This window comes from Leptolyngbya cf. ectocarpi LEGE 11479 (genome assembly GCF_015207065.1).
Taxonomy (GTDB): domain Bacteria; phylum Cyanobacteriota; class Cyanobacteriia; order Phormidesmidales; family Phormidesmidaceae; genus Leptothoe; species Leptothoe ectocarpi.
Genome location: NZ_JADEXP010000119.1, coordinates 1 through 16,437, shown reverse-complemented (window position 1 = coordinate 16,437; position 16,437 = coordinate 1). Strand labels below are relative to the sequence as shown.

The following is a 16,437-nucleotide window of genomic DNA, read 5'->3' as shown; positions in this document are numbered from 1 at the left end:
GCGTTTGGGGGTGCATCCAGACTTTCGGCGGGTGGGGCGGATTGGTAAAGGGTTGATCCAGAAGGCGGTGACTACGGCGAATACTTGGGGTTGCGATCGCTTTCTGGCGACTGTTCAGTTGCAAAATGTGCGATTTTTTACGCGGCTTCATTGGAATAGTTTGGAAGAAATTGAAATTCTGGGTCGTCCTCATCATTTGATGGAGGCTGATTTGGAGCATTATCCTGCAACCGATCAGCCGCGTCCGGCATTGCCACTGAAACAAGTTGCTTAGATTATCATCAGAACAATCTTCTAACCTGATAGGGACAACCTGACTAATCGACCCCGCCGTAACCCAGCCCTTACCAGTATATTCGCTATAGATAGCAGCCTACTTTCGGGGGGTGTGGGGGAGTCGAGGCCCCCACGAACAGGAGGGGTTCGGGGAGGAAAGCCCTGAGCAACCCTTCCCACCATTGCCCGATTTCTACAAATTCGACCACCTCGACGCCACCAACCCATTCACATATCTCACATAACGAACAATCGGCTCATCCACCGGCAACAACCGCTCAGTACTAAACCGAATATTGTCATAAATTTTTCCATCCTCACCCCGCAAAGCATAGTAGCTCAGCCGCGTCAGCCACAGCAGCAACTGAGTAACCACCCACCCCAGCAAACCCGTTCTCTTCTTCGTCACATAGATCGGCTGAATAAACGTTTCCCCTGACTCCATCGGTCGATAGGCATAGAGCATATGTAGCGGCGGTATCCATCGTACCCCTTTCATCATAGTAAGCAGTCCCAAACAACCGTGGGCATAGCGCATGGAGTAAGCATAGCGCGGCCCCAAAATATAGCGCCCCAAACGCTCGCGCCAGTTAGTATTGAGAAATTCACCACTGAGGTTAAAGTCAATCTGCTCCCCGGTTTGCTGCAGCGAGAGTTTCAGATCTACCGGTAGATGGTGCACCGTTTGCAAATGCTGCACATCAATGCCGTTGATCATACAAATGTGATGATGGCACTGGCGGGTAAGAGGCCGATCGGCAGCCACCGCTAAGTCCTGACTCTTCAGCTCATCAAACTCTGCTACCGCTGTGGGAGCCACCTGCTCGGGATAAATCCAGATAAAACCATACTTCTCTTCGGTAGCATAGGACTGAATCTGCGCCCCCGGTGGAATCGTGTCCTGGCAGGGAATATCCTGACACTGCCCGACTCCATCAAAGGCCCAGTGGTGAAAAAAACAGCGTACCCGGTTGCCATCGACGCTGCCAATACCCAGGTCGGTGCCCATGTGGGGACAGTAGGCATCTAAGGCCCGAATTTGGTCGTCGGTGCCGCGAAAAACAGCAATCCGCTGACCGCAAATATCAAAGGATTTAACAGTCTCTTTAGAAATCTCATGGGAAGCGGCTACTAAATACCAGCCCTTGGCAACCATATCCCAGTTGTTAAACAGTGTGGTCATGGCTGTTGTTTCAACTCCTGAAAAAAGCGGGGCAATGCTCTACGCTGGGTGTGCAAATACTGTTCAATCGATGCCTGTTCCATAATTTTCATGGCCCGATTACTGGGCCACACATAGTCCAAGGGTTCTAAGTAGGCCCGGTATGATGCCATGGCTTCTTGATGGGTACGGTAGCTGTGGTGCAAACCGTCGGACTCTTGGGTAAAGCAAGCCCGCATCATGGTCTGGGCCTCAGCGTCATCCATGGCAAAGATGTGCGATCGCAACAGCTCATAAACCTTTAAATACAGCGCCGGATCGTGCCAAAAAATACCATTGACCGCCACCGAAAACTGACGATGATCCTGCTGGCAGCCGCGAATGCCTAAATTTGCTACAAACGCCTCAAATTTGGTTGGGGTTGGCAAGCATCGAATCACCTCATGGGATAGCAGCGTTGAGCTATTAAAATGAAAACTCTCATCCATAAAGTGATAGAATGAGATTTTGGCGGGTATCGGCACATGGCCTTGATCCGTATCGTTCTGATAATAGCGGCTGAGCTGATGCTGGATCAGTTTGCCATTGAGGGTACGCAGCCCTCGCACGGTAAAATACTGACAGGCAAGAAAGCTGTTGTTTGAAGAAATAAACCCAAATGCCTGCAGCTGGATCTGTTTCCACCAGCGCTTGAACTGATGGGTGTCTGCAAAAATCATCGTTTCTGTAAACGGTCCCCGCATGGGATAGCTAAACAGCCGCTTTCCTAACAGTATCTGCTCTGTTTGTTCTGCCACCGCTCGAAACGCGCTAATGTGGGCTCGCTCCTGGGAGGACTCCAGGTCGAGCATATCGCAGATGGTGCGAAACCCTTCGTGGGCATAGAGCGCGACTGCACTGGTTTGATTAAAAAAGATCGTAGCAATCTCAGCGGAGATGATCTGAGAGTAGTAGGCCACCCAGTAAAGCTGATTGAGAACAACACGCTGATAGTCACTAGCTTGATCCCATAAAGGGGTGCCGTACAATAGCGAAAATGGTTCGGGATTCCAATAGCTATCGCTGCAGTCAGCGTAGCAAAAGTCCTGTCCCGCTTGATCTAATAGCTGGGTATGATCTTGTCGCTGATTGCGTCGATAGTTAATCTCCAATCGGCGTTGTAAAGCGCTATCTAACGGCTGAGACTCTAACGTAGGTTCTTTATTCTGCTCCGTGAGTGTCTGATCTTTGCAAATGTCTTTAACCATAGCTGGCAGCCTCCTCCGGACTCAAGGGGATAAACAAACCTTTGTGCTCTAATTCACTCACAATAGAACTCTCTGTACTGGCCATCAGCGACCTGAGCAGCTGCAGCCGCTGATGGCTGTGGGTGACGGTGTCTAGCTGCTGTAGAATTTGGAGGCGCTGGGGTCGGGAGAGATGGCCTTTGGCGGTTGCGATCGCACTGACCACCCGCTGAGGCCCCACCCGCACCATCTGTAAAAACGAGGCTAGACAGTCCACAATTGCACTTTGGCTGCTGGATGATAGGTGAGACTGGTTATAGGATTGCCGAAACAAGGTAACTCCAGCCCCGTGATGTCTCGATTCCACCTGAAGAAAACTACGAAACAGCTCTCTGAGTGAATTATCTTTACACCCCCCAGCCAATCTGCGATAGTGGGTCAATCCCCATCCCTCTAACACCACCTGTAGAACAAAGAGCAGCAGAGCTTTGTCTGTGCTTTCTACAATGTCAGCGAGTAGCTGTAAAAAAGGATCGAGGACTTTAGGTGGCGCATCAATTGATGGCCCATAGGCAGCACCATAGGGCTGTAGCTGCACCAGATGGCTAGTCTCATCCGCCGTAAACAGACTGTATAGTAGTCTTTCCTGGCTACTTTCAGCCATCAGTACCATTTTAGCCATGTAGCCGACACCCGCCTGTTCAATGGCTAAAGACTCTTGTAATAAATCCTGATTCAGCTGCTGTAAAATCTGTCGCTGTTCTGGCTCACTGGCGTCTTGAAAAATAGAAACTCGATCTAAATCAAAATAGTCCGCTTGCCAGTAGATGGGATTGCTATCAGCGCGCGCTGCATGCAAAATATCTCGCTCCCGTAGAGCCGCTGTCAACACACGAGTGACTTTGTTGTTTGAGGTGAGAACTGGCAGATCAAAGCCAGATACCTGAGAGAGTTTATCTGTTATCATGCCGCGCTACTCCAGCTGCCCCAGCTTAAGGACTTTTGATTATTTACATGGTGAACAAATTTTAGAATCGATCGATCTGCCCGCAGGGGAGTTTTAAAATCAAACTTAATTCCTTCAAAAACTTGAATATCGCCAGTGGCAAAGTAGGCGGCCACCTGTCGAGTAATCCATAAAACAGCAAAATTAATCGGTGCCAGGCGTTTGGGAGTGATCAACATAGTCCAGCCTTCGGTACGTCCCCCGGCCATAGGGCGCAGAGCAAACATAATATGAAAGTGAAAAAAATCTGGTCCCAGGGTGACAGTGCCCGTGCTGCCATACCAATAGCACATCTTGTAGGTAACTTCATTGCGATACAGCGGACGGATCAGTTTTACAAACCGAGAGGCTGCACCACCGCGAGTCATGTTGTCGAGACAAAGGGCATTACGATTGAGCGCCTGAGCCTTAAACCTGATTTCTAGAGGAAGATTGTGGACCGAATTAAAGTGATGGGCATCAATAGCATTAATCATCAACACATTCGGGTGACAGCTGCGCTCAAAGCGATAGCTGAGGGCCACATCACAGTCTATGTCTTCCAGCTCAGGCACGTAGGGGGGCGGATACGTCGGTTCTGTTCCCGTCCAGATCCAAATCATGCCGTAGTGTTCGGCTGTGGGCCAGGCATGAATTTTTGTATTGGCCATTCTCTCGGAATGCTGACCCTCAGCAGGAATCTCAACACATTGCCCCCCATGGTCAAACTGCCAGTGATGGAGTGGGCAACGCAGATGCTCTCCCTTGACTTTACCCTGGGCTAAGGCAGCGCCCATGTGAGGACAGTAACCATCCAGTGCAACAACTTTTCGAGAATGAGTTCGGTAAAAGACTAGATCCCGACCCATGAGGGTGAGCGCTTTTGCCTGTCCTACGCCCAAGGCGCGGCAGGGCATCGCCCAGTACCAGCCTTCAACAAACCGATCGGCGCGATTAAAAACAGGATTTTTCTCTAGTTTCATCTGCCTAGGCCACTAAGGTACAGTTACGCCCAAACCACATGCGCCGTCCCGCTGCTGTCAGATTCTCGACACAAATTTCTGTGAGGCAGACTAGCTCATCCCCCTGAGCATGGCCTGGATTTGCCTGCTCAAAAAAGTGAATGTGCGGCTCGGTACGTCGCTCTAGCGGTACAGTCCCGAGGATGGGGGACAGTCTCTGGGGATGGGTAAAACGAACAATGCCTGTTTTGGGGTTATAGCCATGACCAAACTGTTGTTGGGCGAGCGTATCCATCAGCTGTTGCGTGGCTAACGGGGTGGGGCGATCAAAGTGAGGATAAAACCTTTGCCAAAATGTGGGCAGTAAGCGATAGGTGCGAAACCCGGAGGAAATAAGTAGCCAAAATAGACGCTTGTTGGGACAGCGCAGCTGATTGATAGCTTGAATCCAGGCGCGCGGTAACGTAGCACTGCTCCAAGCCGTCGGATCAACAATGGTGTCACCAGAGTAAACGACACTCAAACATTCACCCTTGACGATGGCATCGTAAAGTCGCAAGGTGGAAAATCCCTTAAGCTGTCCCATCTTGTTTTTGATCAAGATGACCCAGTTTTTACCGGCTAGATCATTAGCAAATGTACTGCGGGTTACACCACTAAAGTGATGCGTTAGTAAGCTATACATAGCCTCACGATCGTCAGTATCTAAAGTTGAAATAGAAACTAGCTGGGAATGCATCATGGCGTTCATCTAGATGGTGTCTGATTGCATTTAGCCTGATCTGTTTGAGAATATGCAATGAGTGGAATGAACTTGTAATATGCAGACCGTCTTCATGCGTAAGGATAGGAAGTCTTGCGAAGTTTATGCTACGCACAAATCCATAGGTATCTCGGTCGAAAGGGCTATATTTATAAAGCTTGTATAAACTGGCAGATAGCTACTTAGTGCTTTTTCGAACGACTCGCTAGGTTGGAAGTAAGTCGGCTGCCGTTAATCCTTATAAAGTCACTTAGAGTCACTATGTATTCACTACGATCTGTCCAGGCTCGCCAAAAGTCAAAAAAGACCCTAGGAAATGCGGCGATTGTAACGTTATTTGGCTCGATCTTGGCGGTCGGTACATGGGTCGTACTTTTCACCAGCGGGGCGATCACCCTCGGTGGCGTACCCTACTCAGTCATCATGAAGGTATGGCAAAATCCAGCGGCGCGTTCCGCTGCGTTAGGCGGTGATGAAACCGAGCTGCACGATCTGATGGGTCTGATGGGGATTGAGTACGATATCAAGGAATACTATCGCGATCGCATCGAGGATCCGGTAAAGCTAGACCAGCACATTCACCAAATCCTGTTTGATCGGACCGGCTATATCGGTGACGCCTATACCGTCAAGGGGCGCACCCTAGTGCTTAAAGATCCCGCCACCGCTGAAAAACTGCGCAGCTGTCCCAATTGCTAGCCCTCCCATCGCTGCGTGAGTGAGAAGCTATGATTAAAACTAACGACCTCCAGGCTTAGATACCCATGAGCGCGCAGCCCCAGACCACGGCTGATCCGGCTGATACGGCTGATATTGTTTATCCCGATAGCGATGACAATCCCATGGCCGATAATACCAAGCAGTTTCGCTGGATTGTCACCATCAAGGAAAATCTAGACGTTCTGTTTGCGGATGAGCCGAATGTCTTTGTCGCTGACGATCTGCTGTGGTATCCGGTAGAGGGCAATAACAAGGTGCGCCAGGCACCAGATGTAATAATGGTGGCGTTTGGGCGGCCCAAGGGAGACCGAGGTTCCTACCGTCAATGGTTAGAAGCAGACATTGCACCCCAGGTGGTGTTTGAAATTCTATCCCCGGGCAATCGTCCAGGGGAAATGACGCGTAAAGCCCTGTTCTATCAGCGCTACGGTGTAGAAGAGTATTACCTCTACGACCCAGATCAAAACGAACTGATGGGCTGGCATTGGCAGTTAGCCGGTCCTAAACGTGGCGTGATCGAAATTAATGCGGAAATCAGCGACATTCAAAATTGGGTTAGTCCCCGCCTTGGCATTCGGTTTCAGCTGACAGAGGAAACCCTGATTATCTATAGCCCAACCGGTGACCCATTTCTCACACCAGTGGAGTTAGCCCAGGCACGAGACGAAGCCCAGCAGCAGCGCGACGAGGCTCAGCAGCAGCGTGACGAGGCCCAGCAGCAACGGGACGAAGCTCAACAGCGGGCAGCTCTTTTATCCGACAAATTAAGGGAGCTAGGAATTGACCCAGACTCCCTATAGCCCAGATATTTTGTAGGGTGGGCACCGCCCACCAGCCTTAATTCAATGCTATGCCGCTATTCCCTGATTCATCGTCTTAGCAATTTTGCCTTCAGCTGATCAATTAACATTTTTGCCTCAGGGATGCCTGAAGCCAACGTAGCCGCCGCAAACACACCAAAACTGACGGCTCCGGCTCCGCATAAAACAATCAAATTGGTCAAAAACCCACCTGCCCCCAGCCAGGCTTCCAGACCCAGCCGACTGCCCCAAGCGGCAACACCCGATAGGATACTGCTGAGAATCAGCAATACCAGAGGGCGAGCCCACTCAAGCCAGGGGAGGCCGTTAATTTTACGCGATAGCAGAATCAGCAAAGCCACCATGGACACCAGGTTGACGCCAACCGTAGCTAAGACCAGACCAGGGGCACCGTATCTGCTAATTAACAGAAAATCCAGCAGGGCATTCAGCCCGATATTAAACAAGCTGATGCGAAACGGGGTATCGCCATCACCCAGGGCATAAAACACGCGCACCAAAACATCCCGCCCCAGGTACACAAACATGCCGACGCCATAGGCGATCAGGACCGATGTGACCAGCTGGGATGCGTTTTTATCAAACGCGCCCCGTTCATAAACCACCCTCACCATGGGCAGCGCCAGGGTGACAAACACGGCGCTCAGGGGCAGCATAGTCAATGCTGTGAGCAATAGCCCCTGGCGAATGCGCTGCTTGAGTTCGTCCCAGTGAATCGGGTCCGCCAGCCGGGCAAAAATAGGCAGAAATGGCACCAAAATTACATTGGAAATAATGCCGAGGGGGGTTTGGACCAGCAGGTTGGCATAATCCAGAGCGGCGATGGTACCAGGGATGGCAGCGGCAAAAAACAGGTCTACCTGCACATTGATTTGCATCATGCCGGAGGAAAAGGTGGCCGGACCCAGCACGTTCAGGACATCCTTGACTGCCGGGTCTTGGGTATCAAACCGCAGTCGCAGACGTCCCAAGCCTTGTTTCCATAGGACCGGGACCTGCACCAGCCACTGCAGAACGGCCCCGGCTAGAGTGCCCACAGCAAGGGCAGCCCCACCCACCAGGGCATAGCGAGGCTCGGCAATGTTGTCCCCCAAGGTAAAGAACACCACTCCCAAGGACACGATGACGGCACTGCTGGAAAATAAGGGGCTAATGGAGGGTAACCAATAGTGGTCGGCCGCATTCAAGGTGCCAAAGCCAATGCCGATCAGTCCGGCAAACATGGCCATGGGGGCCATAATGCGAAGCTGCAAAATGGCGATGTCACGGGTGATGGCCCCGGCTTCTGCATTTTCACTCAGGCGATTACCCAGGATGCCAATAATGGCTGGGGCAAAGATGACAATGGCTAATGTGACCAGTAGCAACCCGACGCCGACAAGGGTGGTAATGGTTTCCACCAAGGGGGCAATCTCGCTTTTTTTTCGATTGGCGACACCGCGCACGATGGCACTATGAAAGGGGCCATTGATACCCCCTAGGAGCACTAGCAAAAAACCAGGAATAGCGTAGGCCAAACCGTAGGCGTCAGCTACAGGTCCCACGGCAAAGGTAGCCGCAATTGCCTGGGTGCGGACTAGACCAAATACTTTGCTGATCAGGGTTGCGATCGCAACAATTCCGGCAATACCGGCTAAGGATCGTTTTGTCACTGGCTACTCACACTGACTCTTAACTACGCTATGCCGTGCCCAATCACAACACAGCTGTCGCGGAGCTAACCAGCAAGAACACTGCCGAAATTAACAGATAATCAAAAATACTAAACCCAGAACAACTACCTTTACTGCGGTTAGTAGTCCGAAATTTCACAGGAATTAGAGAGTAGCAAGTTTTGCATCACAGTTCAATAGAACGTAATAGGACAGATCTTCAGAACACATCTTCAGGACACACTTTTCATGGCCCCCACCCAGGTTCACACCTTTCCTCCGCTGCTAGAAGGCACCCTACTCAAACGCTACAAACGGTTTATGGCCGATATTGAGCTGGCCTCCGGTGACGTAATCACCGCCCACTGCCCCAACACAGGGCCGATGACAGGCGTGTGCCACGTTGGCGGGCGAGTGATGGTTTCCCAAAGCGATAACCCCAAGCGAAAACTAGCCTATACCTGGGAACTGGCCGAAGTCCATGACAATGAACCCACCTGGGCTGGGGTGAATACGGCCCTGCCTAATCGCGTCATTCAAGCGGCCCTTGACCAGCATCTTTTTGAGTCTCTAGGCACCTACAACACCATCAAACGAGAAGTGCCCTACGGCGAAAAGAGCCGTATTGACTTTCTCCTCACCACTGACGATCGCCCCATCTATATAGAAGTCAAAAATTCCACCTGGGCCAAAGAACGTCTGTGCCTATTTCCAGACACGGTGACTACCCGAGGCCAAAAACACCTGCGTGAACTTACCGCCCTTGTTCCCCAGGCCCGTTCGGTCATGCTGTACTTCATTAACCGGGGTGACTGTGACCGATTTGCACCGGGGGATAGTGCCGACCCTAAGTACGGTCAGCTACTGCGGGCTGCGATCGCAGCCGGCGTCGAAGTCCTGCCCTGTCGATTTGATATCTCCCCCACTGGCATCACCTACATCGGATTGGCCCAGCTAGAACTGTAGTTTAGAACGCTTGCCATCAACACAAAACAGTACGCATGAACTTTTTTGCGACATTTCACGCAGAATAACAGTGCCTTTTTATACATTAATCTTGTAGCTACAGATACCTTTTGGCAGTGAAATTGAATTTTATTTTTGGTCAGACTTTTCCCCACAGAATCCACAGGTTTTCCACAGGCTAAAGGGGGTTTTCCACAGGTTTTCCACAGGGATAGAACGAAAGATAGACGCTATCTTCGATTCTGGGGATAGCGTTGACGAAGGGAGAAACCTGAGAAAGGGACATTCTTAGGTGAACTAATGTAACAAAAATCGGGGCTTAACCCTTTAAGTTGGTTGTGCGGAAATTGCTGAGCGCCACTGAGAAAATCATATTGGCATTGACAATGCCCTACCTCGTTAGCAGAATTATCTGACCACTACGGTTCCATTCTGTAAGTTTCCAGGACGGACGTGTTGCAACTATTGAGGTTTTCCTATCCATGAAAATTACTGTTAGTATCCTGGCCGAGATTCCTGAAGAACTCCATGAATCTCTCAGAGGATATTTGGAAAATCATCCAGCATGGGACCAAGACCGAGTCTTTGCGGCAGCACTGTCGTTATTCCTTATGCAAAATGGTGACAGCGATCGCCGAACGTCTCGAGTCTATCTAGATACTCTATTTAATTACGCAGCTTAACCAAACTCAGTCCCACCTCATTTAAAGAATCAGTAGTTTCGTTTTCCCGATCTTAGGTGACATTCCTTTCTAGCTGTCCCGCTGTAAGGGAAAACGGTGAATAATTCTCAAACAACTAAAAAATAAGGGTACTAGACTAGTAACTCAAGACTTTTTTGAAGATAGGTTTGGGAGCTAAAGGCTTTTAGCTCCCAGCGGTTTAAGAGTCTTGGGTATATTAGTATCATGCAATAGTTTTTTGCCCTATCTATGGCTGAGTCCTCTGCCCGCCCCAGTGCACTTTATTCCACTAGTCAGGCTGCTGAAGACTTAAAAGGTGTTTTTCAGCAAATCACTGATCAAAGTTGCCCTCGTCACTACAACTTTCATATGCACACCCATTGTTCTGATGGGAAGCTCAGCCCTGGTGCGTTGATGGAGCAGGCTATTGAGCTACAGCTAAAGGGATTTGCAATTACCGATCACCATACGATTCGAGGCTACCAGCAGGCGTGTCAATGGCTAGAAAACTGGCGCTGGACCCATCCGTCTAACTGGTCTACGAGTCAAAAAGTTAAGCTGCCCAGGCTTTGGTGCGGCGTAGAAATTACCGCTAGTTTGCTAAACGTAGATGTGCATATTTTGGGCTATGCGTTTAACCCAGAGCATGTAGCACTTAGCCATTATTTACAGGGGGGAGCCCCGAGTGGCGAAAACCGTCAGGCCAAGCCTGTGATCCAGGCGATTCAAGCTGCTGGAGGCATGGCTGTTTTAGCACATCCAGCCCGATATCGTCGTTCTCCAGAAGACCTGATTCCCGCAGCAGCGGCGCTAGGCATTGACGGAGTAGAAACCTACTATGCCTACGACCATCCTGCAGAGTGGCGGCCAACGCCTAAAAAAACAGAACGTGTCCAGGAGCTGGCCCATACCCATCAGTTACTGAGTACCTGTGGTACCGATAGCCATGGTCTAAACCTGACTCGTCGAGTGTAGACGAGTAGCCTTATTCGGCAGCAGCCTCCTGCTGATTGGCACGCGCACTTTCTAGAATCTCTGCAGCGTTTGCACAGGTTGCTTCATGATCGTAGTTTACAGCGACTCCGATGCGGTAGCGCGTGGCTGTCTCGGTTTCAGCATACTGTCTGCCATTAAATCCCTCATCGAGAGCCGCCTCATTTAGGTCTGCATAACCGGTGCTAAGCAGAATATCGGCGTTAATGGGGGTGCCGTCAGGGGCCACTAAAACTCCAATCTCACCATTCTGCGGCTCAGCTTGGTTGCAAAGGAGATTCAACCCCTCGCCCACAGCCACAGGTTCAGTTTCCGCCGTTGTTTGAATGGTGACCTCTTCGTCTAGGGGAGTTTCAGTTTCCCAGAGGGCATAGTTTTCCTCTATTGTCTCTGGATTTGTTTTGGTCTCGTCATAGTTCACCCCAGAGCTAGCCTGCAGTTCTTCTAGCCGAGACAGCTGGATTTGTGCTTCAGGATTGGCAGCTACAACGTTATCTCCAACATCTTCAGTATCTTCAGCGATGGGTTCATCCGATTGCTCAGGCAGGTCGGGAAGACCTGGGGCTGGCTCTGGGTTATTGGCTGCTTCTTGTTCAGCGGCAGCGGCTTCCTGCTGCTCCTCAATTTCTAGCTGTCTTTTTTTAATTTCTTCTTCACTAAGACCGCGCTCATTCACTGACGGTGGGACGGGGATATTGGTAACAGGGGTGCTGCGCCGCTCGCTGCTTTGCGATGAGCGTGACGGTGTATTTCTAATCGCTAAATTGGGTCTAGGAATATAGGGATTATTAAAGGGGCGGTTGCGGTTTAACCGACTAGACGAACTGCTCGACGGCGTCTTTAGCCGACTGGTCGACGGATTAAAGAGGGTGGAGTTCGGCAGATTTCTGAGGGGGGTACTGGCAGTGATATCAGGAATTGAGGACAGCTGGGGCTGATTAAAATTAGGCAGTCGTCCCTGTTCAGCTGGCGATAGTGTGACGAGGGGCACTGTACGTGGTTCAGACCCACCTTCCTCACCAAAGGCTGCAAACGCGGCTGAGGAAGACCGGGCAACGGCAGCCAGTACCACAACGTGAAAGCCGATGGAAACAAAGGCTGCGATCGCATAGGGCGTAGTCAGAATGCTTTTTAGCTGCTGCACTGCCTGTGAGGCTGTGGCTGAACGCTGGGTAGATAGCTTAGGAAGGTTGGGCATGGCACATTGAGAGCACTACTTCCAAGTGCAGGGGCAAACTTGGTGAATCAGAAAAAATAAACAGGGAATCTCAGGCTGTTGAGATCAGCATAGACAATTTGGTGAATAGTTGGAGCACCTAAGTAGTGCGATTTTGAGATCGCACCAGTGCTTCCCGTCAGTTGGGATAGCTGTAAACCCGTTCATAATTCCCCGCTATGGCGCTCATCATGACGTTTGCAATCCACCGGATTGTTCCTTTTCTGGAGGAGGAGCTTCTGGGGGAGCGGTATCTGGGGAAGCAGTATCTGAGGAGACAGTCATCTCCTCAGAATCATCGGGCTTGGGCAGAGCAGACGGCAGGGTCTCCGTAACCAAACGTCCAGTGCGTTTGCCCCCAGACAGACGCTTGAGAAGCTGAGGAGTGGGGTCGTGAATTAAATAAACGACCGTATCACCAGGCTGCCAGGTGCTGGGTCCCAAGATCACATCTAATTTTCCATTACGCTGCAGGGTGATGGGTAACACATCCCCAGCAGAGATTAGCTTATTGAGCTGATCGCGCTGCTTTTCAAAGTCCTCAGGCTGTAGCTGAGTCGTACTCAATTCAGCGGCATCATCTTTGAGGTAGGTATTCCAGGTTTTAATGGCCAGCGGCGTGGGAGTAACCTTACCCCCTTTGCCGTTGGGCTTTGTTTCTTTATCGCTACGGGGCAAGATGGCCAGTACACGGGGGGGCTGAAACTCTTCAGCAGCCCGTTCCGCAACCACTGAGTTGACTTCGCCATTCGTGGTCAACGCCAAAAAGGTACCAATCGAACTCAAACCCGCTTCATCCAAAAGTTCCGCATCTAGGGCACTGCTCAAGTAAACCCGCAGCCCGTCCTTTCTAGCCAGCTCGCAGGCTTCTTCATCGGTGTCAAACATCACCACCGACTCTCCCTGCTGGGCAAACAGCCGCCCCACCAGCCGCCCCACCGGATTACAGCCCACAATCACCACGCCAGTCGCATCCGCCTGAGTGATTCCCAAAAACTTGGCAACGCTACGCGCCGTTAGCCCCTGGATAAACACCGTCATGATAATGGTCAAAAACACCAGCGCTTTAATAGAATCCCCACCGTTGATACCACGCTCGGTCAGAAGAATGGCAAATAGAGAGGCCACGGAGGCAGACACAATCCCCCGAGGAGCAATCCAGCTCAGAAATAATTTTTGTCGCCAGTTGAGATCGCTATTGATGGTGCAGGCATAGATATTGAGGGGACGAACCACTAGCATCAGGGCCAGTACAGTAAACACTGACCCCATCCCCAGGGCAAATACACTGTCAATGGACAGGTCCGCCGCCAGCAAAATAAACAGGACAGATACTGAAAAGACCGTCAGCTGCCCCTTAAACCGTCGCAGTAAGCGTTCATCCGGCACTGACAGTGCCCGCAATACCAAGCCCGCTGTCACCGCTGCCATCAGGCCCGATTCACTGCGAATCTCCTGAGCTAGACCAAACAAGCCCCACACGCTGGCTAAAACAACCAGATTACGCAGCTCCTCCGATAAAAAATCTGCCCGTTTTAGGAATTGCCCCAGGAGAGCACCGCCCACGCCGCCAATCACAGCCCCAATGCTCAAGCGTTGGGCCAGCCCGCCCACAATAAACCCCACATCGGTATCGCCGTTGAGCAAAATATCCAGCACCACCACGGCCAAAATTGCCCCCACGGGGTCAATCAGCACCCCTTCCCCTTCTAAAATGGTGGCGACTTTTCGCTCCACTTGCACCTGGCGCAGTAAAGGGGTAATGACGGTAGGCCCTGTAACCACCACTAGGGAGCCATAGAGAAAGGCTAGAGGCCAGGGAAACTCGCCAAACCAGTGGGCCGCCATACCGCCGCCCAATAAGGTAATAAATGTCCCAATGGTGATCAGGTTACGCAAACTGCCAGAAACCTGCCCCAGCTCTTTGAGTTCTAAATTGAGACCACCTTCAAATAAGATTAGGGCGACACAGAGGGACACAATCACCTCTAAGCCTGTGCCCAGTAGCTTGGGCTCGATGACCCCGAGCAGGTCTGGCCCCAAGCCCACGCCTAAACTCAGCAGAAAAATAATGCTAGGTAACCGCAAATACTCAGCGACCACCTGGGCTGTAATACCAGCTAGAACTGCTAATACGATTTGCAGAGTGATATCAAACGGGGTTGCCATCGGCTGCTAAATTGTGGCGGCTGTCTCACAGACGGAGCCTAGACGATACACTGCTTCTATGGTTGGTTTCAAAGAAATAACGACGATAGCTTTCACAAGCCCTGGATAGCACCAATAGGCTCAAACTCCTAATCTAGCACCTCGCGGGGGTGGGGGGATCGGCAATGCCCCTAGCGAAATCATAGTAGCGAAGTCATAGGCAAAAAAAAGGGTGGACAAACGCCACCCAAATCACAGGAGTTATAAGGAGATACGACAAACAGACCGCCGGTAAATATACCAAGGTTGAATGTCATGTTGGGATATGTGTACTCAAACAGATGAAATCTGCAGAAATACTGCGAATATTCATCGCAGAGAACCATAGCCCACGCATATATATTAGTGGGAGTTTTTTCAAAACGCTAACTTTATGGAGCTAGCTGTAAGATTTTTTTTTCAATAGATAGTATTGAAGTTAAACAACATTACATTCTGTATCAACTCTAAAGTCGATCTTAACAATGACTCACATCCCCTAAGGGAGTGGCTACGTTGGGGATAATCTCCCTTCTCTTCAAAGCTAGTGCTGCGCCATTGTAAGTTTCTTAAGGATCGAGCCCTACGTTCCCAAAAGCTAGTTCAGAAGATAGATTTGAGCGAGGTTTACCCTTGCCCATCCTGTCGTCATCGAGGGCAAATTCAGGAGATTACGCTGACTGAGGCCTTCGGTTGCGATCGCTGTCAGCAAATCTATGTGATTCGCGACGGTGGGTTTGGTTTGGAGCAGCTATCCGGCGCTCATCCCTATCGACGCCTGTGGCGATGGACAGGGCACCAGTGGAAGCAATATAGCCAGCTACCGATCTCCAGCTGGCTGGGTTTATTAATCGTCATCGCTATGGTGCTTGCGATCGCCGGGGTCTGGCTTCTCCTGTCCGTGCCCTTCCGAGTATTAGCGGTGTTAGCAGCAGGCATCGCCAGCGGTGTAATTATCACGTCGCGACGCTAGGCTGCTGCTGCCCTAGGCCGATAAAGCCGCCTGTATATCCTCTGGCTTGGGCAGTTTTACCTTACTCGCCAGCCCCAGCTTGGATAGCAGCTTAATCGTCATCCAGGTCATATCAATTTCCCACCACTTCAGTCCGTGACGGGCTGAAAACTGAAACGCATGGTGGTTGTTGTGCCAACCTTCGCCATAGGTAACAACAGCCACCCACCAGCAGTTGGTGGAATAATCACCCGCGTCATAGGTTTGGTAGCCAAACTTATGGGTAGCGCTATTGACAAACCAGGTGCAGTGATAGACCGCAACTAACCGGACAAAAATGCCCCAAAGCACAAAGGACCAGCCACCGATGGCGTACAGCACTACGCCCAAGATAATCTGCATCAGCAGAAAGTAGTTTTCGCAAAAGAGATAGAACGGATCGTTAGCAATGTCCTTTGTCAGACGAGGCACATCGCTATCAGCGGGGACTTCATGAAAAATCCATCCCATGTGGCTCCACCAAAACCCCTTTGTGGAACTGTGGTGATCGACGGGCTGGTCTGAATGGGCATGGTGATGACGATGCAGCCCAATCCACTCAATGGGACCATGCTGGCAAGCCAAACTGCCACAAAATACGAAAAAGTATTCTAGCCACTTAGGGGTCTTAAAGCTGCGATGGGCCACCAGGCGATGCCATCCCAACGTAATCCCCAAACAGCCGGTAACCCAATGTAAAAAAAGCGCTACGCCGACAGCGCTCCAGCTAAAGTTCGCAGGTAAAAATGCCAGTAAAGTAATGATATGTACAGCGATCATAAAGATCGTTGTAGGCCAATTAATAGGTGGTTTTTGAGCGTTTGCAACAGTCAC

General features: G+C 50.8%; 16 protein-coding genes. 7 read left to right on the top strand and 9 right to left on the bottom strand.

The features are described 5' to 3' along the window. The coding region (locus IQ260_RS14185; protein ID WP_193993760.1) for an MSMEG_0567/Sll0786 family nitrogen starvation N-acetyltransferase at nucleotides 1-274 on the top strand (274 nt) is incomplete at its 5' end. 195 nt (nucleotides 275-469) lie between these two features. Here the strand turns inward: IQ260_RS14185 and IQ260_RS14180 are convergent. From IQ260_RS14180 to IQ260_RS14160, 5 genes are read right to left on the bottom strand one after another with little or no spacing between them, the layout of a single operon-like run. Beyond that, on the bottom strand, nucleotides 470-1,459 hold the full coding sequence (locus IQ260_RS14180) for an aromatic ring-hydroxylating oxygenase subunit alpha (protein ID WP_193993759.1): 990 nt from the start codon (nucleotides 1,457-1,459) through the stop codon (nucleotides 470-472). Continuing rightward, a complete protein-coding gene (locus tag IQ260_RS14175; protein ID WP_228016076.1) occupies nucleotides 1,456-2,685 on the bottom strand; it encodes a P-aminobenzoate N-oxygenase AurF in 1,230 nt (409 codons plus the stop codon). Before IQ260_RS14175 ends, IQ260_RS14180 begins: the two co-directional genes overlap by 4 nt. Continuing rightward, nucleotides 2,678-3,631, bottom strand: coding sequence for a ferritin-like domain-containing protein (locus tag IQ260_RS14170; protein WP_193993758.1), 954 nt, complete (start codon nucleotides 3,629-3,631; stop codon nucleotides 2,678-2,680). Before IQ260_RS14170 ends, IQ260_RS14175 begins: the two co-directional genes overlap by 8 nt. After that, nucleotides 3,628-4,632, bottom strand: coding sequence for an aromatic ring-hydroxylating dioxygenase subunit alpha (locus IQ260_RS14165; RefSeq protein ID WP_193993757.1), 1,005 nt, complete (start codon nucleotides 4,630-4,632; stop codon nucleotides 3,628-3,630). Before IQ260_RS14165 ends, IQ260_RS14170 begins: the two co-directional genes overlap by 4 nt. 4 nt (nucleotides 4,633-4,636) lie before the next feature. Beyond that, nucleotides 4,637-5,353: a hypothetical protein gene (locus IQ260_RS14160; RefSeq protein ID WP_228016075.1), complete on the bottom strand. Its 717-nt coding sequence runs from the start codon at nucleotides 5,351-5,353 to the stop codon at nucleotides 4,637-4,639. A gap of 282 nt (nucleotides 5,354-5,635) precedes the next feature. Between IQ260_RS14160 and IQ260_RS14155 the strand changes: the two genes are divergently transcribed. Further along, nucleotides 5,636-6,073, top strand: a complete 438-nt coding sequence (locus tag IQ260_RS14155; RefSeq protein WP_193993756.1) for a hypothetical protein — start codon at nucleotides 5,636-5,638, stop codon at nucleotides 6,071-6,073. A gap of 65 nt (nucleotides 6,074-6,138) precedes the next feature. Continuing rightward, the gene (locus tag IQ260_RS14150; protein ID WP_193993755.1) at nucleotides 6,139-6,894 is read left to right on the top strand and encodes a Uma2 family endonuclease; all 756 of its coding nucleotides are present in this window, start codon (nucleotides 6,139-6,141) and stop codon (nucleotides 6,892-6,894) included. Between the two features lie 68 nt (nucleotides 6,895-6,962). Here IQ260_RS14150 and murJ read toward each other — a convergent pair whose 3' ends face one another. Continuing rightward, nucleotides 6,963-8,567, bottom strand: a complete 1,605-nt coding sequence (gene murJ, locus IQ260_RS14145) for a murein biosynthesis integral membrane protein MurJ (RefSeq protein ID WP_193993754.1) — start codon at nucleotides 8,565-8,567, stop codon at nucleotides 6,963-6,965. Nucleotides 8,568-8,816: 249 nt separating this feature from the next. On the opposite strand from murJ, the gene sfsA reads away from it, so the two are divergent. From sfsA to IQ260_RS14130, 3 genes are all read left to right on the top strand, one after another. Continuing rightward, nucleotides 8,817-9,533 carry a DNA/RNA nuclease SfsA gene (sfsA, locus tag IQ260_RS14140; protein ID WP_193993753.1) on the top strand — a complete coding sequence of 239 codons (717 nt, stop codon included), beginning with the start codon at nucleotides 8,817-8,819 and terminating at the stop codon, nucleotides 9,531-9,533. 482 nt (nucleotides 9,534-10,015) lie between these two features. After that, entirely contained in the window at nucleotides 10,016-10,216 is a 201-nt protein-coding gene (locus tag IQ260_RS14135) for a DUF2811 domain-containing protein (RefSeq protein WP_193993752.1), read from the top strand. 249 nt (nucleotides 10,217-10,465) lie between these two features. Continuing rightward, entirely contained in the window at nucleotides 10,466-11,191 is a 726-nt protein-coding gene (locus tag IQ260_RS14130) for a PHP domain-containing protein (RefSeq protein ID WP_193993751.1), read from the top strand. A gap of 10 nt (nucleotides 11,192-11,201) precedes the next feature. On the opposite strand, the gene IQ260_RS14125 is transcribed toward IQ260_RS14130, so the two are convergent. After that, nucleotides 11,202-12,407 (bottom strand): hypothetical protein, encoded by a 1,206-nt coding sequence (locus IQ260_RS14125; protein WP_193993750.1) that lies wholly within the window; start codon nucleotides 12,405-12,407, stop codon nucleotides 11,202-11,204. 207 nt (nucleotides 12,408-12,614) lie between these two features. After that, nucleotides 12,615-14,594 (bottom strand): cation:proton antiporter, encoded by a 1,980-nt coding sequence (locus IQ260_RS14120; protein WP_228016072.1) that lies wholly within the window; start codon nucleotides 14,592-14,594, stop codon nucleotides 12,615-12,617. 634 nt (nucleotides 14,595-15,228) lie between these two features. Here IQ260_RS14120 and IQ260_RS14115 point away from each other — a divergent pair. Then, nucleotides 15,229-15,585, top strand: coding sequence for a hypothetical protein (locus IQ260_RS14115; RefSeq protein WP_228016066.1), 357 nt, complete (start codon nucleotides 15,229-15,231; stop codon nucleotides 15,583-15,585). 12 nt (nucleotides 15,586-15,597) lie between these two features. Here the strand turns inward: IQ260_RS14115 and IQ260_RS14110 are convergent. After that, nucleotides 15,598-16,437, bottom strand: an 840-nt coding sequence (locus IQ260_RS14110) for an acyl-CoA desaturase (RefSeq protein ID WP_228016064.1), incomplete at its 5' end; no start/stop codon positions are given.

Bases quoted from the DNA above. Each gene is read 5' to 3' on its own strand.
- IQ260_RS14165 (WP_193993757.1), bottom strand. From the start codon at position 4,632: ATGAAACTAGAGAAAAATCCTGTTTTTAATCGCGCCGATCGGTTTGTT.
- IQ260_RS14155 (WP_193993756.1), top strand. From the start codon at position 5,636: ATGTATTCACTACGATCTGTCCAGGCTCGCCAAAAGTCAAAAAAGACC.
- sfsA (WP_193993753.1), top strand. From the start codon at position 8,817: ATGGCCCCCACCCAGGTTCACACCTTTCCTCCGCTGCTAGAAGGCACC.
- IQ260_RS14180 (WP_193993759.1), bottom strand. From the start codon at position 1,459: ATGACCACACTGTTTAACAACTGGGATATGGTTGCCAAGGGCTGGTAT.
- IQ260_RS14160 (WP_228016075.1), bottom strand. From the start codon at position 5,353: ATGATGCATTCCCAGCTAGTTTCTATTTCAACTTTAGATACTGACGAT.
- IQ260_RS14135 (WP_193993752.1), top strand. From the start codon at position 10,016: ATGAAAATTACTGTTAGTATCCTGGCCGAGATTCCTGAAGAACTCCAT.
- IQ260_RS14150 (WP_193993755.1), top strand. From the start codon at position 6,139: ATGAGCGCGCAGCCCCAGACCACGGCTGATCCGGCTGATACGGCTGAT.
- IQ260_RS14175 (WP_228016076.1), bottom strand. From the start codon at position 2,685: ATGGTTAAAGACATTTGCAAAGATCAGACACTCACGGAGCAGAATAAA.
- IQ260_RS14125 (WP_193993750.1), bottom strand. From the start codon at position 12,407: ATGCCCAACCTTCCTAAGCTATCTACCCAGCGTTCAGCCACAGCCTCA.
- IQ260_RS14170 (WP_193993758.1), bottom strand. From the start codon at position 3,631: ATGATAACAGATAAACTCTCTCAGGTATCTGGCTTTGATCTGCCAGTT.
- IQ260_RS14130 (WP_193993751.1), top strand. From the start codon at position 10,466: ATGGCTGAGTCCTCTGCCCGCCCCAGTGCACTTTATTCCACTAGTCAG.
- IQ260_RS14120 (WP_228016072.1), bottom strand. From the start codon at position 14,594: ATGGCAACCCCGTTTGATATCACTCTGCAAATCGTATTAGCAGTTCTA.